Annotated in this window: 16 protein-coding genes; 8 read left to right on the top strand and 8 right to left on the bottom strand. The window is 66.0% G+C overall.

What is annotated here, in order from left to right:
• Positions 1-52: 52 nt before the first annotated feature.
• Both BRADO_RS13670 and BRADO_RS13665 read left to right on the top strand, forming a co-directional pair.
• Positions 53-1,474, top strand: coding sequence for an amidase (locus tag BRADO_RS13670; protein ID WP_011925921.1), 1,422 nt, complete (start codon positions 53-55; stop codon positions 1,472-1,474).
• A 349-nt stretch (positions 1,475-1,823) separates the two neighbouring features.
• Positions 1,824-2,714, top strand: coding sequence for a crotonase/enoyl-CoA hydratase family protein (locus BRADO_RS13665; RefSeq protein WP_011925920.1), 891 nt, complete (start codon positions 1,824-1,826; stop codon positions 2,712-2,714).
• 292 nt (positions 2,715-3,006) lie between these two features.
• On the opposite strand, the gene BRADO_RS13660 is transcribed toward BRADO_RS13665, so the two are convergent.
• From BRADO_RS13660 to BRADO_RS13650, 3 genes are all read right to left on the bottom strand, one after another.
• The gene (locus BRADO_RS13660) at positions 3,007-3,987 is read right to left on the bottom strand and encodes an NADPH:quinone oxidoreductase family protein (RefSeq protein WP_011925919.1); all 981 of its coding nucleotides are present in this window, start codon (positions 3,985-3,987) and stop codon (positions 3,007-3,009) included.
• Positions 3,987-4,589, bottom strand: a complete 603-nt coding sequence (locus BRADO_RS13655) for a 2-hydroxychromene-2-carboxylate isomerase (protein WP_011925918.1) — start codon at positions 4,587-4,589, stop codon at positions 3,987-3,989. Before BRADO_RS13655 ends, BRADO_RS13660 begins: the two co-directional genes overlap by 1 nt.
• Positions 4,590-4,856: 267 nt before the next feature.
• Positions 4,857-5,561 carry a glutathione binding-like protein gene (locus BRADO_RS13650; RefSeq protein ID WP_011925917.1) on the bottom strand — a complete coding sequence of 235 codons (705 nt, stop codon included), beginning with the start codon at positions 5,559-5,561 and terminating at the stop codon, positions 4,857-4,859.
• A 151-nt stretch (positions 5,562-5,712) separates the two neighbouring features.
• Here BRADO_RS13650 and BRADO_RS13645 point away from each other — a divergent pair, with 151 nt between their 5' ends.
• A complete protein-coding gene (locus tag BRADO_RS13645) occupies positions 5,713-6,735 on the top strand; it encodes a methionine synthase (protein WP_011925916.1) in 1,023 nt (340 codons plus the stop codon).
• A gap of 82 nt (positions 6,736-6,817) precedes the next feature.
• Here BRADO_RS13645 and BRADO_RS13640 read toward each other — a convergent pair whose 3' ends face one another.
• The 3 genes from BRADO_RS13640 to BRADO_RS13630 form a co-directional block, all read right to left on the bottom strand.
• A complete protein-coding gene (locus BRADO_RS13640; protein ID WP_011925915.1) occupies positions 6,818-7,438 on the bottom strand; it encodes a hypothetical protein in 621 nt (206 codons plus the stop codon).
• 141 nt (positions 7,439-7,579) lie between these two features.
• Positions 7,580-8,101 (bottom strand): xanthine phosphoribosyltransferase, encoded by a 522-nt coding sequence (gene gpt / locus BRADO_RS13635; RefSeq protein ID WP_011925914.1) that lies wholly within the window; start codon positions 8,099-8,101, stop codon positions 7,580-7,582.
• A gap of 34 nt (positions 8,102-8,135) precedes the next feature.
• Positions 8,136-8,873 (bottom strand): molybdopterin-binding protein, encoded by a 738-nt coding sequence (locus BRADO_RS13630; protein WP_011925913.1) that lies wholly within the window; start codon positions 8,871-8,873, stop codon positions 8,136-8,138.
• A 228-nt stretch (positions 8,874-9,101) separates the two neighbouring features.
• On the opposite strand from BRADO_RS13630, the gene BRADO_RS13625 reads away from it, so the two are divergent.
• The 5 genes from BRADO_RS13625 (at position 9,102) to BRADO_RS13605 (ending at position 14,443) form a co-directional block, all read left to right on the top strand.
• Positions 9,102-10,520, top strand: a complete 1,419-nt coding sequence (locus BRADO_RS13625) for a circularly permuted type 2 ATP-grasp protein (protein ID WP_011925912.1) — start codon at positions 9,102-9,104, stop codon at positions 10,518-10,520.
• A gap of 301 nt (positions 10,521-10,821) precedes the next feature.
• Positions 10,822-11,766, top strand: coding sequence for an alpha-E domain-containing protein (locus BRADO_RS13620; protein ID WP_011925911.1), 945 nt, complete (start codon positions 10,822-10,824; stop codon positions 11,764-11,766).
• Positions 11,767-11,846: 80 nt separating this feature from the next.
• Positions 11,847-12,695, top strand: coding sequence for a transglutaminase family protein (locus tag BRADO_RS13615; protein WP_011925910.1), 849 nt, complete (start codon positions 11,847-11,849; stop codon positions 12,693-12,695).
• Between the two features lie 190 nt (positions 12,696-12,885).
• Complete coding sequence (locus BRADO_RS13610) at positions 12,886-13,644, top strand: peptidase (RefSeq protein WP_009031967.1); 759 nt, start codon at positions 12,886-12,888, stop codon at positions 13,642-13,644.
• A 46-nt stretch (positions 13,645-13,690) separates the two neighbouring features.
• The gene (locus BRADO_RS13605; RefSeq protein ID WP_011925909.1) at positions 13,691-14,443 is read left to right on the top strand and encodes an SDR family oxidoreductase; all 753 of its coding nucleotides are present in this window, start codon (positions 13,691-13,693) and stop codon (positions 14,441-14,443) included.
• 87 nt (positions 14,444-14,530) lie between these two features.
• Here the strand turns inward: BRADO_RS13605 and BRADO_RS13600 are convergent, their stop codons facing one another.
• A complete protein-coding gene (locus tag BRADO_RS13600) occupies positions 14,531-15,067 on the bottom strand; it encodes a transposase (RefSeq protein ID WP_011925908.1) in 537 nt (178 codons plus the stop codon).
• Positions 15,068-15,231: 164 nt separating this feature from the next.
• The gene (locus BRADO_RS13595; protein WP_011925907.1) at positions 15,232-16,458 is read right to left on the bottom strand and encodes an MFS transporter; all 1,227 of its coding nucleotides are present in this window, start codon (positions 16,456-16,458) and stop codon (positions 15,232-15,234) included.
• Between the last annotated feature and the right edge of the window lie 60 nt (positions 16,459-16,518).

The raw sequence follows: 16,518 nt of genomic DNA, 5'->3' as shown, positions 1-16,518 counted from the left end.
TGTCAATGAGCGGGCCTGGAATTGAGACGAACTTCGGCGACGGAGGACCAGCATGCACAAGCCCGTTTCAGACGACGTCACCTCGTTGCACGATCTCTCCGCCGTAGACCTGATCGCCGGCTACCGCGCGCGCCAGTTCTCGCCATCCGAAGTGATGGACGACGTGCTGGCGCATGTCGCGGTATGGGAGCCCGACATCAAGGCGCTGTATCTGCTCGATGTCGATGCCGCGCGGGCCGCGGCCAAGGCATCCACCGAGCGCTGGGTCAATGACGAACCGGCCGGCGTGCTCGACGGCGTGCCGGCGACGGTGAAGGACAACATTGCCACCAAGGGCCAGCCTATGCCGCTCGGCGCAGCCAGCGTCACGCGCGCGCCGCTCGCAGCCGACGCGCCGCCCGTGGCGCGTCTGCGCGAGGCCGGCGCGATCATCTTCGCCAAGACCACGATGCCCGACTACGGCATGCTGTCGTCGGGCCTGTCGAGCTTTCATCCGCTGACGCGCAATCCCTGGGATCTCCGCATGAACCCCGGCGGCTCCAGCGCCGGTGCGGGTGCCGCGGCTGCAGCAGGCTATGGCCCGCTGCATGTCGGCACCGACATCGGCGGCTCGATCCGGCTGCCGGCGTCCTGGTGCGGCCTCGTCGGCCTCAAGCCGAGCTTCGGCCGCGTGCCGATCGACCCGCCCTATGTCGGCCGCGTCGCAGGTCCGATGACGCGCATCGTCGACGACGCCGCGCTGATGATGAGCGTGCTGTCGAAGCCCGACCGCCGCGACGGCACCAGCCTGCCGCCGTCGGATCTGCACTGGAAGGTCGCCGAGAAGCCGGTGCGCAAGCTCCGCATCGGGCTGATGCTCGATCTCGGCGGCGTCGGCCAGGCGCTCGAGCAGCCGGTGCGCGCGACGACGCTGGCCGCCGCGAAAGCGTTCGAGGAGGCCGGCGCCGTGATCACCGAGGTCAAGGGTTTTCTCACCCGCGACATGCTCGACGGCCTCGACAATTTCTGGCGCGCGCGGCTGTGGGACGATCTCGCCCGGCTCGCGCCGGAGGTGCGCGCGAAGACCCTGCCCTACATTCTGCAATGGGCCGAGCGCGGCACCGCGCTGTCGGGTGTGGAGGTCGTCAGGGGCTTCAATGTCACCATGGCGCTGCGCGCAGCCGCCGCAAAGCTGTTCTGCGACTACGACTACATCATCTCGCCGGTTTCGCCGGGCGTGAAGTTTCCCGCCGAATTCGCCTCGCCGGTCAACGATCCCGAGAAACCGTTCGAGCACATCACCTACACCGTGCCGTGGAACATGTCGGAGAATCCGGCGATTTCAGTCAATGCCGGCTACGATCCCGACGGCTTCCCGATCGGCCTGCAGATCGTCGGCCGCCGCTTCGACGATGTCGGCGTGCTCGGCATGGCCAAGACGTTCGAGAGCCTGCGCGGCGAGCAGCGGCCATGGCCGAAGGCGCCGGCCAAGTGAAGTCTTGTAGCCCGGATGAGCGCAGCGACATCCGGGTTCATCGACACAGCGCGTGATACCCCGCATGTCGCTGCGCTCATGCGGGCTACGGACTGCGAATCCTGCTCGTAGGGTGGGCAAAGGCGCGCTCACCGGACGATCCACGCGCGCCGCTGCTGATGGGCGCCGTGCCCACCGCTGCACCATCCGCGGAAACGGTGGGCACGCCGCCGCGCGCTTTGCGCCCGCCGTCTTTGCCCACCCTACGGAATGTCGCACGCCCATTGCCGCGTCGTATGGGTCTAAGCTTGCGCATCGACGTGGAATGACGTTTTTAACAACGAGAACAACAATACATTGGGAAACGCTCATGACCTACCAGACCATCCTCTACGACGTCGCCGACAAGATCCTCACCATCACGCTGAATCGCCCCGAGAAGCTCAACGCCTTCACCGGCACGATGATGGAAGAGCTCATCGACGCCTTCGACCGCGCCGACAAGGATGACGGCGTCAGGGCGATCATCGTCACCGGGGCCGGCCGCGCCTTCTGCGCCGGCGCCGATCTCTCCTCCGGTGCCGACACGTTCGACCGCGATGCCAAGCGCGGGCCGGTGAAGCGGTACGCCGACGGCCGCGTCGACTATTCCGATCCGCAGGTGCGCGACGGCGGCGGCCAGGTGACGCTGCGCATCTTCAAGTCTCTGAAGCCTGTGATCGCGGCCGTGAACGGCCCGGCCGTCGGCATCGGCGTCACCATGCAGCTCGCGATGGACATCCGCATTGCGTCCGAGGCGGCGCGGTTCGGCTTCGTGTTCTCCCAGCGCGGCATCGTGCCCGAGGCGGCGTCGAGCTGGTTCCTGCCGCGCATCGTCGGCATCTCGCAGGCGCTGGAATGGTGCTACACCGGCCGCGTCTTCCCGGCGCAGGAGGCGCTCGCCGGCCGCCTCGTCAGCAAGGTCGTGCCGCCGGACGAACTGCTGCCGACCGCCCGCGCGCTGGCGCGCGAGATCGCCGACAAGACCGCACCGGTCTCGATCGCGCTGATCCGCCAGATGATGTGGCGCATGATGGGATCAGACGATCCGATGGAGGCCCACAAGGTCGACAGCCGCGGCATCTATGCGCGGGGCCGCTCGGATGACGTCAAGGAAGGCGTGGTGTCGTTCCTGGAGAAGCGTCCGGCACAGTTCAAGAACACGGTAACGAAGGATATGCCGGACTACTTCCCGTGGTGGGACGAGCGCGAGTACAAGTAGTGTCCGAGTGCGCACGCACGACATCCTCGGCTGTCGTCCCGGCCTTGAGCCGGGACCCATAGCCACCGGCTCGGGTTTGGCGAAGAACGACGTTCAGGGTGCCACGAGATGGATCACGCGGTATGGGTCCCGGCTCAAGGCCGGGACGACACCGGTTGTGTAGCGGCGCGGTGCCTCAATGTGCCGTAGCCCGGATGAGCGATCGCCGGGGCCCGCAGGGCGCCGGAGATCGCGACATCCGGGGTCTCACGCGGTGTGTCGGTGAACCCGCATGTCGCTCCGCTCATGCGGGCTACGAATCCATCACCATCGCCACCCTCCCGATTGCCTTGCGGTCGATGAGCAGGCGCATCGCGGCGGCGTAATCCTTGAACGGCACGCGATGTGACACGTTGGGGCGCAGCTTGCCGTCCTCCGCCCAGGCCAGCAGCACCGCCATCCTCCGCTCGCCCAATTCGGGATCCTGGCGCACGGCCTCGCCTGCGCGCACGCCGAGCACGCTGGCGCCCTTCATCAAAATCAGGTTCGTCCGTGCGAGCCCGATGCCGCCGGTGAAGCCGATGACCAAGAGCCGCGCGCCCCAGGCGATGCAGCGGACGCTGTTCTCGAACACCTCGCCGCCGACCGGATCGAACACGACGTCGACGCCGCGGCCGCCGGTGATGCGCTTGACGGCGTCGCGGAACGGCTCGCGCGCATAGAGCACGAGGTGATCAGCGCCGCGCGCGCGGGCCGCCGCGAGCTTCTCCTCGGATGAGGCGGCTGCGATCACCGTCGCGCCGATGAGCTTGCCGAGCTCCACCGCGGCAAGCCCGACTCCGCCGCCCGCGCCATGCACCAGCAGGGTTTCGCCGGGCTTGAGCTGGCCGCGATCGACCAGTGCGTGATGCGCAGTGCCGTGGCCGGCGAGATAGGTCGCCCCTTCCGCATAGTCGAAGGGCGACGGCAGCGGCGTGAGCTGGCTCGCCGCGACCACCGCCTCCTCGGCATAGGCGCCGAAACGCATGCGAACGATCACCTTGTCGCCGACCGCATGATCCGTCACCGCGGCACCTGCCTCGATCACGTCACCCGCCGCTTCGACCCCCGGCGTGAACGGCAGCTCCGGCTTGAGCTGATACTCGCCCGCGGCCATCAGAATGTCCGGGAAGTTGATGCCTGCGGCGCGGATCTTCACCCGCACCTCCGCATCGCCGAGCGAACGAGCCGGCAGCTCCTCCAGCCGCAACTTCTCCGGCGGCCCGAGCTCGCGGCAGACGATCGCGCGCGGCATCAGGTCGCCCGCCGCTTCGCCAGCGCCTCGCGGATCAGCGGCAGGCGGTCGTTGCCGAAATACATGTCGTTGACATCGACGAAGATCGTCGGCGAGCCGAAGCCGCCGCGCTTGACGACCTCCTCGGTGTTGATGCGGAGCTGATCCTTGATACCCTGCTGCGCGATCCCGTCGAACAGCGCCTTGGCATCGATGCCGACCCGCCGGCACACTTCGGCGAGCACCGCATCCTGCGAAATGTCCTGGTCCTCGCCCCAGTAGATCTCGAACACGGCGCGGGCGAACGGCACCATCTCCTGCCCGAGCCAGATGCAGCCGCGCATCGCCTTGACGCTGTTCACCGGAAACACCGAGGGCGGCATCTTGATCTTCAGCCCCGCCGAGCGCGACCAGTCGCCGAGGTCCTTGAGCATATAGGCCGCCTTGGCCGGCACCGGCTTCTCGCGCTGCGCATAGACGCTGGGATTGACGGTGTTGAAGATGCCGCCGACGAGAATGGGCCGCCAGACGATGTCGCCGCCGAACTCGCGCGCGAGCGGCTGGATGTTGTGGAAGGCGAGGTAGGTCCAGGGGCTGGAGCAGTCGAAGAAGAATTCGATCATGTGTTTCCTCAAGGTCTTTTATGAGTTCGTCATCGAGAGCGTCGAGTCATTCAGACTATTCGTGCTGCCCCTGGATTGCTTCGCTGCGCTCGCAATGACGGCGGAGGGAGTTGGCGCTCATCACTCTCGCCGCCATCATTGCGAGGAGCCAACGGGTCCGCGCACAGCGCGGCCCGATGACAGGCTCCGCGACGAAGCAATCCAGGGGCGACACGGCCGGTCTGGATGGGTTTATCGTAACGCCCATGATGCGTCCGTGGCGCTGGCTCACGATCGCCCCGTCATCTCCTTCGCCCGCGCGCCGAACATCACGTGGCGCGTCTCGTCGTTGAACGGCTCCTTCACGAACTTGCCGATCGCAAGACCCGCCTGCAGCTTCGGCCGCGCGCGCAAGGTTGCGTACCAGCGCTTGATGTTCGGATAGTCGTCGAGCGTGAAGCCCTGCGCCTTGTGCGTCATCATCCACGGGAAGCAGGCGATGTCGGCAATCGAGTAGTCCTCACCCGCGACGTAGGCGCCGGTCTTGCCGAGCTGCACGTCGAGCACGTGGAACAGGCGCGCGACCTCGTCGCGGTAGCGCTGGATCGCGTAGGGCACTTTCTCCGCAGCGTACAGCGCGAAATGACCGTGCTGGCCCATCATCGGCCCGAGCCCCGCCATCTGCCACATCACCCATTGCACCACGCGCGAGCGCGCGCGCATTTCCGTTGGCAGAAAACGCCCGGTCTTGTCGGCGAGGTAGATCAGGATCGCGCCGGTCTCGAACACCGACAACGGCTCGCCCCCGTCTGCCGGAGCGTGGTCGATGATCGCCGGAATCCGGTTGTTCGGGCTGATCGCCAGGAAATCCGGCTTGAACTGGTCTCCGGCACGGATGTCGACGGGAATGACGGTATAAGGCAGCCCGAGTTCCTCGAGCATGATCGAGATCTTCCAGCCGTTCGGCGTCGGCGCGTAATGGAGGTCGATCATGCCTCTCCCTTCATCCTTCCCCAATCGTGTCCGGTCCCTTATGCCGCGCTGCGGAACGCGTGTCCGGCCTCCGTTCTTTCTGTACCTGACAGTTAAGCCATGGCAGACAGGCGCTCAAGCCTGACTGCCCCTATGCCGACGGAGTCCGACCATGCTGTTTCCATCCACCATCGCAGGATCGCTGCCCAAGCCGGAATGGCTTGCCGAGCCGAACGTGCTGTGGGCGCCGTGGAAGTCGAAGGGTGACGAGCTCGCCCGCGCCAAGCGCGACGCCACCATCCTGGCGCTGAAGCTGCAAGAGGATTCCGGCATCGACATCCTCACCGAGGGCGAGCAGTCGCGGCAGCATTTCGTGCACGGCTTCCTCGAGCGTGTCGAAGGCATCGACTTCGCGCGCAAGGTCGAGATGGGCATCCGCAAGGACCGCTACAAGGCGATGGTGCCGCAGGTGGTGGCGCCGCTGTCGCTCAAGGGCCGCGTCCATGGCGACGAGGCCCGCATCGCCCGCACGCACGCGACGCGCGCCGTGAAGTTCACCCTGCCGGGGCCGATGACCATCATCGACACCATCGCCGACAACTACTACGGCGACCGCGTCAAGATGGCCTTCGCCTTCGCCGAGCTGTTGAACCAGGAAGCCAAGGCGCTGCACGACGACGGCATCGACATGATCCAGTTCGACGAGCCCGCCTTCAACGTCTACATGGACGAGGTGCGCGACTGGGGCATCAAGGCGCTGGAGCGCGCCGCCGAAGGCCTCACCTGCCCGACCGCCGTCCACATCTGCTACGGCTACGGCATCAAGGCCAACACCGACTGGAAGGAGACGCTCGGCAGCGAATGGCGGCAATACGAAGAGACCTTCCCGGTGATCGACGCCAGCACGATCCAGCAGGTCGCCGTCGAATGCCGCAATTCGAAGGTGCCGATCGAGCTGCTCGGGTTGTTGAAGAACAAGATCGTGCAGGCCGGCGTCATCGACGTCGCCAGCGACGAGATCGAGACCGCCGAGGACGTCTGCAAGACGCTCGAGGAGGTCATGAAGGTGGTGCCGAAACAGAACATCATCGCGACGACCAATTGCGGCATGGCCCCGATGCGCCGCGAGATCGCCGAGGCCAAGCTGATGGCCTTGGGCACCGGCGCGAAGCTCGCGCGGCAAAGGTTTGCGTGACGGTAGCCCGCATGAGCGAAAGCGACATGCGGGTTCACCACAGCCACGCGTGAGACCCCGGATATCGCTGCGCTCATCCGGGCTACGGAGCCCGCGCGCTCGGATGCAGCACGGGGCGATAGCCGGCCTGCAGCGCGCGCAATGTGGATGGCGGCGTCAGCAGCAGCGGCGCGGCGATGTCGTCACGTCGAGGGCCATAGCCGGCGAACGACCACGGCGACGCCCTGCCTTTCAGGATCAGCAAGCTCTCGTCTCCCGATCGCACCATCGCTCCGTCGGGCAACGCGGTCCACGGCATCAGCAAGGGATACAGCCGCTTGCGGCCGCGCTCCAGCCGCTCGTGGTGCAGCACCTTGTCGATCTCGGACGCTCGCGCCTCGCTGACGCCGTTGCCCTGCTCCCAGGCCCTGCAAAACCGGTTGGCATCCTCGCGGCGGCAATAGAAGCACGGCCGATGGCCGGCGGCGAGCGCGGTGGCTTCGTCGAGGAAGAACAGCTCGGTCCAGCTCCGCGTCGCCATCACCTCGCGGCGCTTGCCGCGGAACTCGCACAGGCAGACCAGCCAGGCCGGGCTCGACCAGCGCTTGTTCAGCAGCGTCCTGGTCGCAGGGTCATGGATGATGCCGCGATTGCCCGTGAACGTCCCGCGATGCGGCGTTGCGACGATGTCGCCCATCGGGGTGACGCGGTTCTGCAGCGGCATGGCGGGGCTCCGCGTCAGCCGTCATTGCGAGGAGCGAAGCGACGAACAATCCAGAGTCCCGTCCACAGCCTTGGATTGCTTCCGCCGTCGGCCTTCGAGCTATGGCGGACACGTCGGTTCGCTCGCAATGACGACGTCGGCCTAGGCCGCTCCGTCGCGCAGCGGCGGCGCGAACGACAGGGCGGTGTCCCAGGGAAAGAAGATCCAGGTGTCCTGCGACACCTCGGTGATGAAGGTATCGACCAGCGGACGGCCCTTCGGCTTGGCGTAAACGGTGGCGAAATGCGCGTCGGGCAGCATCTCCCGGACCAGCTGCGCGGTCTTGCCGGTGTCGACGAGGTCGTCGACGATCAAGAGCCCCTTGCCCGTGCCGCTGCCGAGCTTCAGCGTGTCTTCCGAGATCGCCTTCAGCACGTTCAGTTCGCCCTGCCGGGTGTGGTCATAGCTGGCGATGCCGACCGTATCGATCACGCGGATGCCGAGCTCGCGCGCGACGATCGCGGCGGGCACCAGCCCGCCGCGGGTGATCGCGATGATCGCGCCGAACGGGCCGGCATCGTTCAGCCGCCAGGTCAGCGCCCGGCAATCCCTGTGAAACTGATCCCAGGACACCGGGAAGGCCCGCCCCGCCCGCTCCTCTGCCGTCAACGTCTTGTCCGTCATCTCGCCCCGTCCGTTCTCGAAATCCAGACCTGCTTTACCGCGTCACGTTCAGCCCCGCGAGCATCTCCTTCACCGCGCTCATCGCCGCCGACAGCTTCTGCTGGTCGCGCGAGCGCACCACGAGGTGCGTGTTCGGCTTCTGGTCCTCGTCGATGAACGGATAGCTGCCGATGATGGTGTCCGGGTGCGCCTTGGCGATCTCGCGCAACGGGCCGCCAATGTCGCCCTCGCGGGCGTTGGCGCGCACGGTCTCCGAGAGCATGCGCACGCCCGATTTCAGCTTCGGCGCGACGATGTCCATCATCGCCTGCATGATCGAGGGCACGCCGGCCATGACGATGACATTGCCGAGCTTGAAGCCCGGCGCCAGGATCGTCGCGCTCTGGATCAGCTCGGCGCCGTCGGGGATCCGCGCCATGCGCAGCCGGGCCTCGTTGAGCTCCTGCTCGCTCCAGCGCTCGCGGAAGCGCGCCACCACCTCCGGATGATGGTCGATGCCGACGCCGAACGCCTTGGCAATCGAATCGGCGGTGATGTCGTCATGGGTCGGCCCGATGCCGCCTGTCGTGAACACATAGGTGTAGCGGTGCCGCAGCGCATCCAGCGCGGCGATGATGTCGCCCTCGTCGTCCGAGACCACCCGCACCTCCTTGAGGTCGATGCCGAGATTGGTCAGGTATTCGGCGATGAAGCCGATGTTCTTGTCCTTGGTCCGGCCGGACAGGATCTCGTCGCCGATGACCAGCAACCCCGCGGTGACGATCTCGCTCATGGTTTCTCCTCGCATATCCCGTCTCTTTTGGCCCGGCTCGGCGCCAATGTCATCCGGAACGTCGCAGTCTATGCCGCGGATTTGAGCATCGCGCAGCCGGTTTTTCGGGCACGATTTCCGCACCCCCCACGAAATGCCGCGGGAGAATGCATATCGCGCTGGCCCGGCCCTTGCTACCATCCTCGGGAGTCATGCAGTGTATGACGAGGCTGGGACACACGGGCATCTATGGCAGTTGCGTTCGACGAAATGAACGAGCCGGGCGGCGACGTCCGTCAGGCTTATCAGGAGCTGTCGCGGTGGCTGAAAGAAACGCCACCGGAGGCGCTGGAATATCGCCGCCACGAGGCGGAGCTGTTGTTCCGGCGAATCGGCATCACCTTCGCGGTCTATGGCGAGGCGGAGGCACAGGAGCGGCTGATCCCGTTCGATGTCATCCCGCGCATCCTCTCGGGCAAGGAATGGACCCTGCTGGAGAAGGGCCTGAAGCAGCGCGTCAAGGCGCTGAACATGTTCCTACGCGACATCTATCACGGCCGCGACATCCTGCGCGCCAACGTGGTGCCCGATGACCTGATCTTCCAGAACCCGGTGTTCCGGCCGGAGATGAACGGCCAGGACGTGCCGCACGACGTCTATGTGCACATCGCCGGCATCGACATCGTCCGCGTCGATGCCAACGACTTCATCGTGCTGGAGGACAATGCGCGCACGCCATCCGGCGTGTCCTACATGCTGGAAAACCGCGAGATCATGATGCGGCTGTTTCCGGACCTGTTCGCGCGCCACCGCGTCGCGCCGGTCGAGCGCTATCCGGACGAGCTGCTGTCGTGCCTGCGCTCGGTCGCGCCGCTCAGCGCCTCGGCCGAGCCGACGGTGGCGCTGATGACGCCGGGCATCTACAACTCCGCCTATTACGAGCACTCGTTCCTGGCCGACAAGCTCGGCATCGAGCTGGTCGAGGGCCGCGACCTCATCGTCAAGAACGACGAGGTGTTCATGCGGACGACGGAGGGCCTGAAACGAGTCGACGTCATCTACCGCCGTGTCGACGATGATTTCCTCGATCCCCTCACCTTCCGCCCGGATTCGGCGCTCGGCGTGCCCGGGCTGATGTCGGCCTATGTCGCCGGCAATATCACGCTCGCCAACGCGGTCGGCACCGGCATCGCCGACGACAAGGCGATCTACTCCTACATGCCGGATATCGTGAAGTTCTATCTGGCCGAGGAGCCGATCCTGAAGAACGTGCAGACCTGGCGCTGCCGCGAGCCGCAGGATCTCTCTTACGTTCTCGACCATCTCGGCGAGCTCGTCGTCAAGGAGGTCCACGGCTCCGGTGGCTACGGCATGCTGATCGGCCCGGCCGCGACGAAAGCGACGATCGAGGCTTTCCGCGACAAGCTCAAGCGCGAGCCGGAAGGTTTCATCGCCCAGCCGACCCTGGCGCTCTCGACCTGTCCGACCTGCGTCCCTTCTGGACTGGCTCCGCGCCACGTCGATCTCCGGCCGTTCGTGCTGACCGGCCGCGACCGCACCACCATCGTGCCCGGCGGCCTCACCCGCGTGGCGCTGAAGGAGGGATCGCTGGTGGTGAATTCCAGCCAGGGCGGTGGCACGAAGGATACATGGGTGCTGGATGAGTAGCAGTCGTTCCAGCGAGAGTGCGCATCTTTCCACGGCGACGCTGCAGCCTCTCCCCATGTGGGAGAGGGTCGCGACGAGCGCCAGCTCGGCGCGGGGTGAGGGGTTCTCTCGGCATATTCAAGCGCGGAGAGAGACCCCTCACCCGGCTTCGCTTCGCGAAGCCACCCTCTCCCACAAGGGGAGAGGGTACACCGAGCAAGTGGTGAAGACATCTCTTCGTGATTCCACACCCATCTTGCCGCTCAGCGCATCTCCGCGTTGCCCGAGCAAGCACATGCCAAACAGCCGATAGAAACCGCCCATGCTGTCGCGCACCGCCGAAAACCTGTACTGGCTCGCCCGCTATGTGGAGCGCGCCGAGTATCTCGCCCGCACCATCGACGCCACGTTGCGCGTCACCGCCCTGCCCGCAGCCTATATCGGCAAGACCAACGAGTGGGAATCGGCGCTGCTGACCGCCGGTGTCTCGGCGAGCTTCTTCGAGGCCTATCCCGAGGCCAACGAGCACAATGTCGTCGAATATCTGTCGTTCAACCAGTCGAACCCGTCGTCGATCAAGAACTGCATCGAGGCCGCGCGCCTCAACGCCCGCTCGGTGCGCACCGCGCTGACCTCGGAGATGTGGGACACCATCAACGGCGCCTGGATCGAGCTGCAGGAGGTCTGGAGCAAGGGCACCAAGACCCGCGAGGAGCTGGCGCGGTTCCTCCGCTTCGTGCAGGAGACCTCGCTGCGCTTCGACGGCTCGGCCTACCGGACGATGCTGCGCAACGACGCCTACTGGTTCTCACGGCTCGGGCTGCATCTCGAACGTGCCGACAACACCGCGCGCATTCTCGACGTGAAATATCACGTGCTGCTGCCCGAGGAGGAGCATGTCGGCGGCCCGCTCGACTACTACCAGTGGACCTCGATCCTGCGCTCGGTGTCGGCGCTGACCGCCTATCATTGGGTGTATCGCGAGACGCTGAAACCCTGGCTGATCGCGGACCTCTTGATCCTCAACGACACGCTGCCGCGCTCGCTCGCCAGCTGCTACGGCAATCTCGTCCGCAATCTCGACCAGATCGGCGTCGCCTATGGCCGCCAGGGCCCGTCGCAGCGCCACGCCCGCGGCGTCCGCAACCGGCTCGAGCACTCCAACATGGACGACATCTTCCAGCGCGGCGTGCATGAGTTCATTCAGGAGTTCATCGCCGACAATTCCCGGCTCGGCGAGATCATCACCAAGCAATATCTGATCTGATCGAGTAAGGTGAAAAGTTCTCGGCCGTCGTCATGGCCGGGCTTGACGGTGGAAAGACCGGCATCCTATCGGACACGACCATGCGCCTGCGTATCTCCCATTCCACCACCTACCGCTACGAGCCGGCGGCGACCGGCGTCATCCAGATCATCCGCATGACGCCCGGCAGCCATGACGGCCAGTATGTGGCGGAATGGCAGATCGACGTGTCGACCGATTCGCGCCTGGACATGCATGAGGACGCGTTCGGCAACGTCACCCACGTCATCACCCATGGTGCGCTGCAGGACCTCACGATCACCGCGGAAGGCCTGGTGGAGACCCACGACACCGGCGGCGTGCTCAAGGGCACCGACGAGCGGTTTCCGCCCGGCTTCTTCCTGCGCCAGACCCCGCTGACGACGGCGAACGCCGCCATGAGCACGATCGTCCGCGAGTTGCGCGCGGAATCCGAGAGCGACGTGCTCGGCTTCCTGCACACGCTGATGAGCCAAGTCTACGAGCACATGACCTTCGACGAGGACCCGACCCATAGCGGCACCTCGGCGGCGGAAGCGTTCGTGCTGAAGCGCGGCGTCTGCCAGGACTACGCCCACATCTTCATCGCCTCGGCGCGCGCCGCGGGCATCCCGGCCCGCTTCGTGTCCGGCCACTTCCTGCGCTCTGATGGTGCGGTGCACCAGGACGCGGGCCACGCCTGGGCCGAGGCCTATGTGCCGGATCTCGGCTGGGTCGGTTTCGATGCCGCCAACTGCATCTGCTCCACCGACGCCCATGTCCGGGTGGCGATCGGCCTCGATTATCTCGGCGCCGCCCCGGTGCGCGGCACCCGCTACGGCGGCGGCACCGAGACGCTTGCCGTCAAGGTGAAGGTCGAGCAGGTCGGCCGCGGCGGCCAGTCGCAATCGCAGTCGCAGCGCCAGTCCTGAATTTCCTCCCGTAGCCCGCATGAGCGTTGCGACATGCGGGTTCACCGAGAGCCCGCGTGAGACCCCGGATATCGCTCCCGCCCGCGCCCTCCGGGCGCCGGCTTTCGCTCATCCGGGCTACGGCATTGCAGGGTTGGACGGACCGCCGATTTTCGCTAACTATTCGCGCTCTGGCTCGAGGGGACTGACGATGACCTATTGCTGCGGAATTCTGGTGCGTGACGGGCTCGTCATGATCGCGGACACAAGAACCAATGCCGGTCTCGACAACGTCTCGACCTTCCGCAAGCTGCACATCTTCTCCAATCCCGGCGAGCGTATCGTGGCGGTCGCCAGTGCCGGCAATCTCGCCATCAGCCAGTCCGTGCTGTCGACCCTGACCGAGGGCATGGAAGATCCCGAGACCGGCGAGGTCGAGACCTTGATGAACGCACCGACCATGTTCCAGGCAGCGCAGCGCATCGGCAAGGCGATTCGCATGGTGCATGCGACCGAAGGTCCGGCTCTGAAGGCCGAGGACATCTCGTTCGACGTCTCCTTCCTGTTCGGCGGCCAGATCCGGGGCTCGCGGATGCGGCTGTTCATGGTCTACACCGCCGGCAACTTCATCGAGTGCACGACGGACACGCCGTATTTGCAGATCGGCGAGCACAAATACGGCAAGCCGGTGCTCGACCGCGCCATGCACTACGACGTCGAGCTCTATGAGGCGCTCAAGACGGGCCTGATCTCGATGGATTCGACGATGCGCTCGAACCTCGGCGTCGGCCTGCCGATCGACGTGCTGGTGGTGCGCTCCGATGCCTGCGAGGCGGATCTCAACCACCGCATCGAGGCCGGCGAGCCCTATTTCCACGACCTCCGCTCGCGCTGGTCGGCGGCCCTGCGCGCGGCGCATAACAACATCCCGCGGCCGCCCTATAAGACTCAGAGCGAAGTGAAGCACTGACGCTGTCGAACGCTCAAAACTGCAAAACGTGAAAAGGTGAGGACACATGGCTGAGGCAAAGAAGATAGCGCTGGTGACGGGCGCAGGCACCGGTGTCGGCCGCGCCGCATCGCTGGCGCTGATGAACGCCGGCTTCACCGTGGTGCTGGCCGGCCGCCGCGAGGAGATGCTGGAGGAGACCGCCAAGCTCGGCCCGGCCGGCATGAGCCTTCCCGTCTCCGCCGACATGATGAACCCCGCCTCGATCGCGGCGCTGTTCGAGACCGTGAAGTCGACCTATGGCCGGCTCGACGTGCTGTTCAACAATGCCGGCATGGGCGCGCCGCCGGTGCCGTTCGAAGACCTGACGATGGAGCAGTGGCAATCGGTGGTCGCCACCAACCTCACCGCGCCGTTCCTGTGCACGCAGCACGCCTTCCGCATCATGAAGGACCAGAGCCCGCGCGGCGGCCGCATCATCAACAACGGCTCGATCTCGGCGCATGCGCCGCGCCCGTTCTCCTCGCCCTACACCTCGACCAAGCACGCCATCACCGGCTTGACGAAAGCCTCGAACCTCGATGGCCGCGCCTACGACATCGCCGTCGGCCAGATCGACATCGGCAACGCCGAGACTCCGATGACCGAGCGCATGGTCGGCGGCGTGCTGCAGCCCGACGGCCGCATGATGCCCGAGCCGCGCATGGACGTGAAAGCCGTCGGCGACGCGGTCGCCTACATGGCGGGCCTGCCGCTCAGCGCCAACGTCCTGTTCATCACGGTGATGGCGACCAAGATGCCGTTCGTGGGACGGGGGTGAGGGCTTCGTAGCCCGGATGAGCAATGCGACATCCGGGTTCTCACGCGCTGTGTCGGTGAACCCGGATGTCGCTTCGCTCATCCGGGCCTACAAGATTGGCTCACCATAATCGGCCTCGTCCGCGCCGAGATCACCTGCCCAATCCTCGGGCAGAGCGCCATCCTGCACATAACGGTGAAATGACGAATGTGGCCAGTCGCAAACTCGCCTGGTCAGGCCGTGCTTGACCGGATTGAAATGCACGTAGTCGACATGCCGCTCGAAATCGTCGTCATCGCGGATTGTATGCTCCCAGAATCGCCGCTGCCATAACGCGAGTTCGCCATTGCGTCGTCGTGGCACGGCGATACCCGAATGCAGCAAGGCAGAGCTGAATTGCCCCTTGATCCTTCGCCAGCGTCCAGAAAAATCGGCGTCGTCGTGAGGTAGCGTCAGGACCACATGCAGATGGTCGGGCAGCACGACGATGGCATCGATCTCGAATGGCCGTTCGTCACGCGTCGCGCGGAATGCACGCCGGAGCAGGTCGACGTGTTCGACCAGCGCGCGGGATCGGCGATCTGCGAGGGCCAGCGTGAAAAAGTATGCGCCGCCAGCCAGGCGATGACGTCGATAGCGAACCATCGCGAATGTCCGAGGCGTGAAGCGGATGGCACCCATTCAATGTCGGACGATGATAGCCGTCAAGGATGCAACCGCGTAGCCCGGATGAGCGTAGCGACATCCGGGTTCTCACGCGCTGTGTCGGTGAACCCGGATGTCGCTTCGCTCATCCGGGCTACGAAGCCCTACTCCAGCCGCTCCACCTTCCGCAGCTCAGGAAAAATCTTCATCCACAACAGCGCCACCGCGATCGTGCCGAGGCCGCCGATAATGGCCGCGGGCATCGCGCCGAACAGCGCGGCGGTGACGCCGCTCTCGAACTGGCCGAGCTGGTTGGAGGCGTTGATGAACAGGAAATTGACCGCGCCGACGCGGCCGCGCATCTCGTTGGGGGTCGCGAGCTGCACCAGCGAGAAGCGGATCACGACGCTGATCGTGTCGGCGGCGCCGAGAATGGCGAGCGCCAGGACGGAAATCCACATGATGTGCGAGACCGCGAACACGACGGTCGCCGCGCCGAACACGATGACGGCCTGGAACATGCGCAGGCCGACGCGGCGTTTGATGGTCGTGCGAGCGAGCACCGCCGTCATCGCCAGCGCGCCGACCGCGGGTGCCGCGCGCAGCACGCCGAGGCCGAACGGCCCGGTGTCGAGCACGTCGCGCGCGTAGATCGGCAGCAGCGCCGTGACGCCGCCGAGCAACACCGCGAACAGGTCGAGCGAGATGGTGCCGAGGATCGCGGGATTGGCGCGGATGAAGCGGACGCCGGCGAACAGATCGTCCTTGCTGCCGTCGAGGCGCCCGGCCGGCACGTCGTCGGGCACCTGCATCAGGCCGGTCAACGCCATGCCGGCGAGCCAGAACAGCATCATGATGCCATAGGGCAGCCTGGGCGCGACCGCATAGGCGAAGCCGCCGATGGCGGGGCCCGCGATGGTCGCGAGCTGCGCCGCGCCGCTCGACAGCGCGCTCGCCCGCTGCAACGTGCCCTCCGGCGCGATCAGCGGCAGCAGCGCCGCGGTGGCCGGGCTCTCGAAGGCGCCGGCAATGCCGAGCACGAAGGTTGCCGCGAACAGCTGCAGCTCGCCGAGCTGGCCGGCATAGGCGCCCCAGCACAAATAGAGCGCCGTCAGCGCTTCGGCGAGCTGACAGAGCTGCACCACGCGCTTGCGCGGAAAGCGGTCCGCGGCGCTGCCGGCGACGAACACGAGCAGCCCGGTCGGCAAAAACTGGATCAGCCCGACCATGCCGAGATCGAAGGCGCGCCCGGTGAGATCGTAGATCTGCCAGCCGATCGCCACCGCCGCGATCTGGCTCGCGAAGCGCGACAGGCTGCGGGACGACAGAAACAGCAGGAACGCGCTTTGCTTGAGGAGATCGCGCGCGCCGAGCGGGACGGTGGTCGACATGATGGCGCCTGCGTGACGCAGGCCCGGATGCTTGTCAATCGCAGCCGCCGCATGGGCCGC

Source organism: Bradyrhizobium sp. ORS 278 (genome assembly GCF_000026145.1).
Lineage (GTDB): Bacteria > Pseudomonadota > Alphaproteobacteria > Rhizobiales > Xanthobacteraceae > Bradyrhizobium.
Note: the sequence above shows the minus strand (reverse complement) of the source record. Positions and strands in the feature narration are given on the sequence as shown.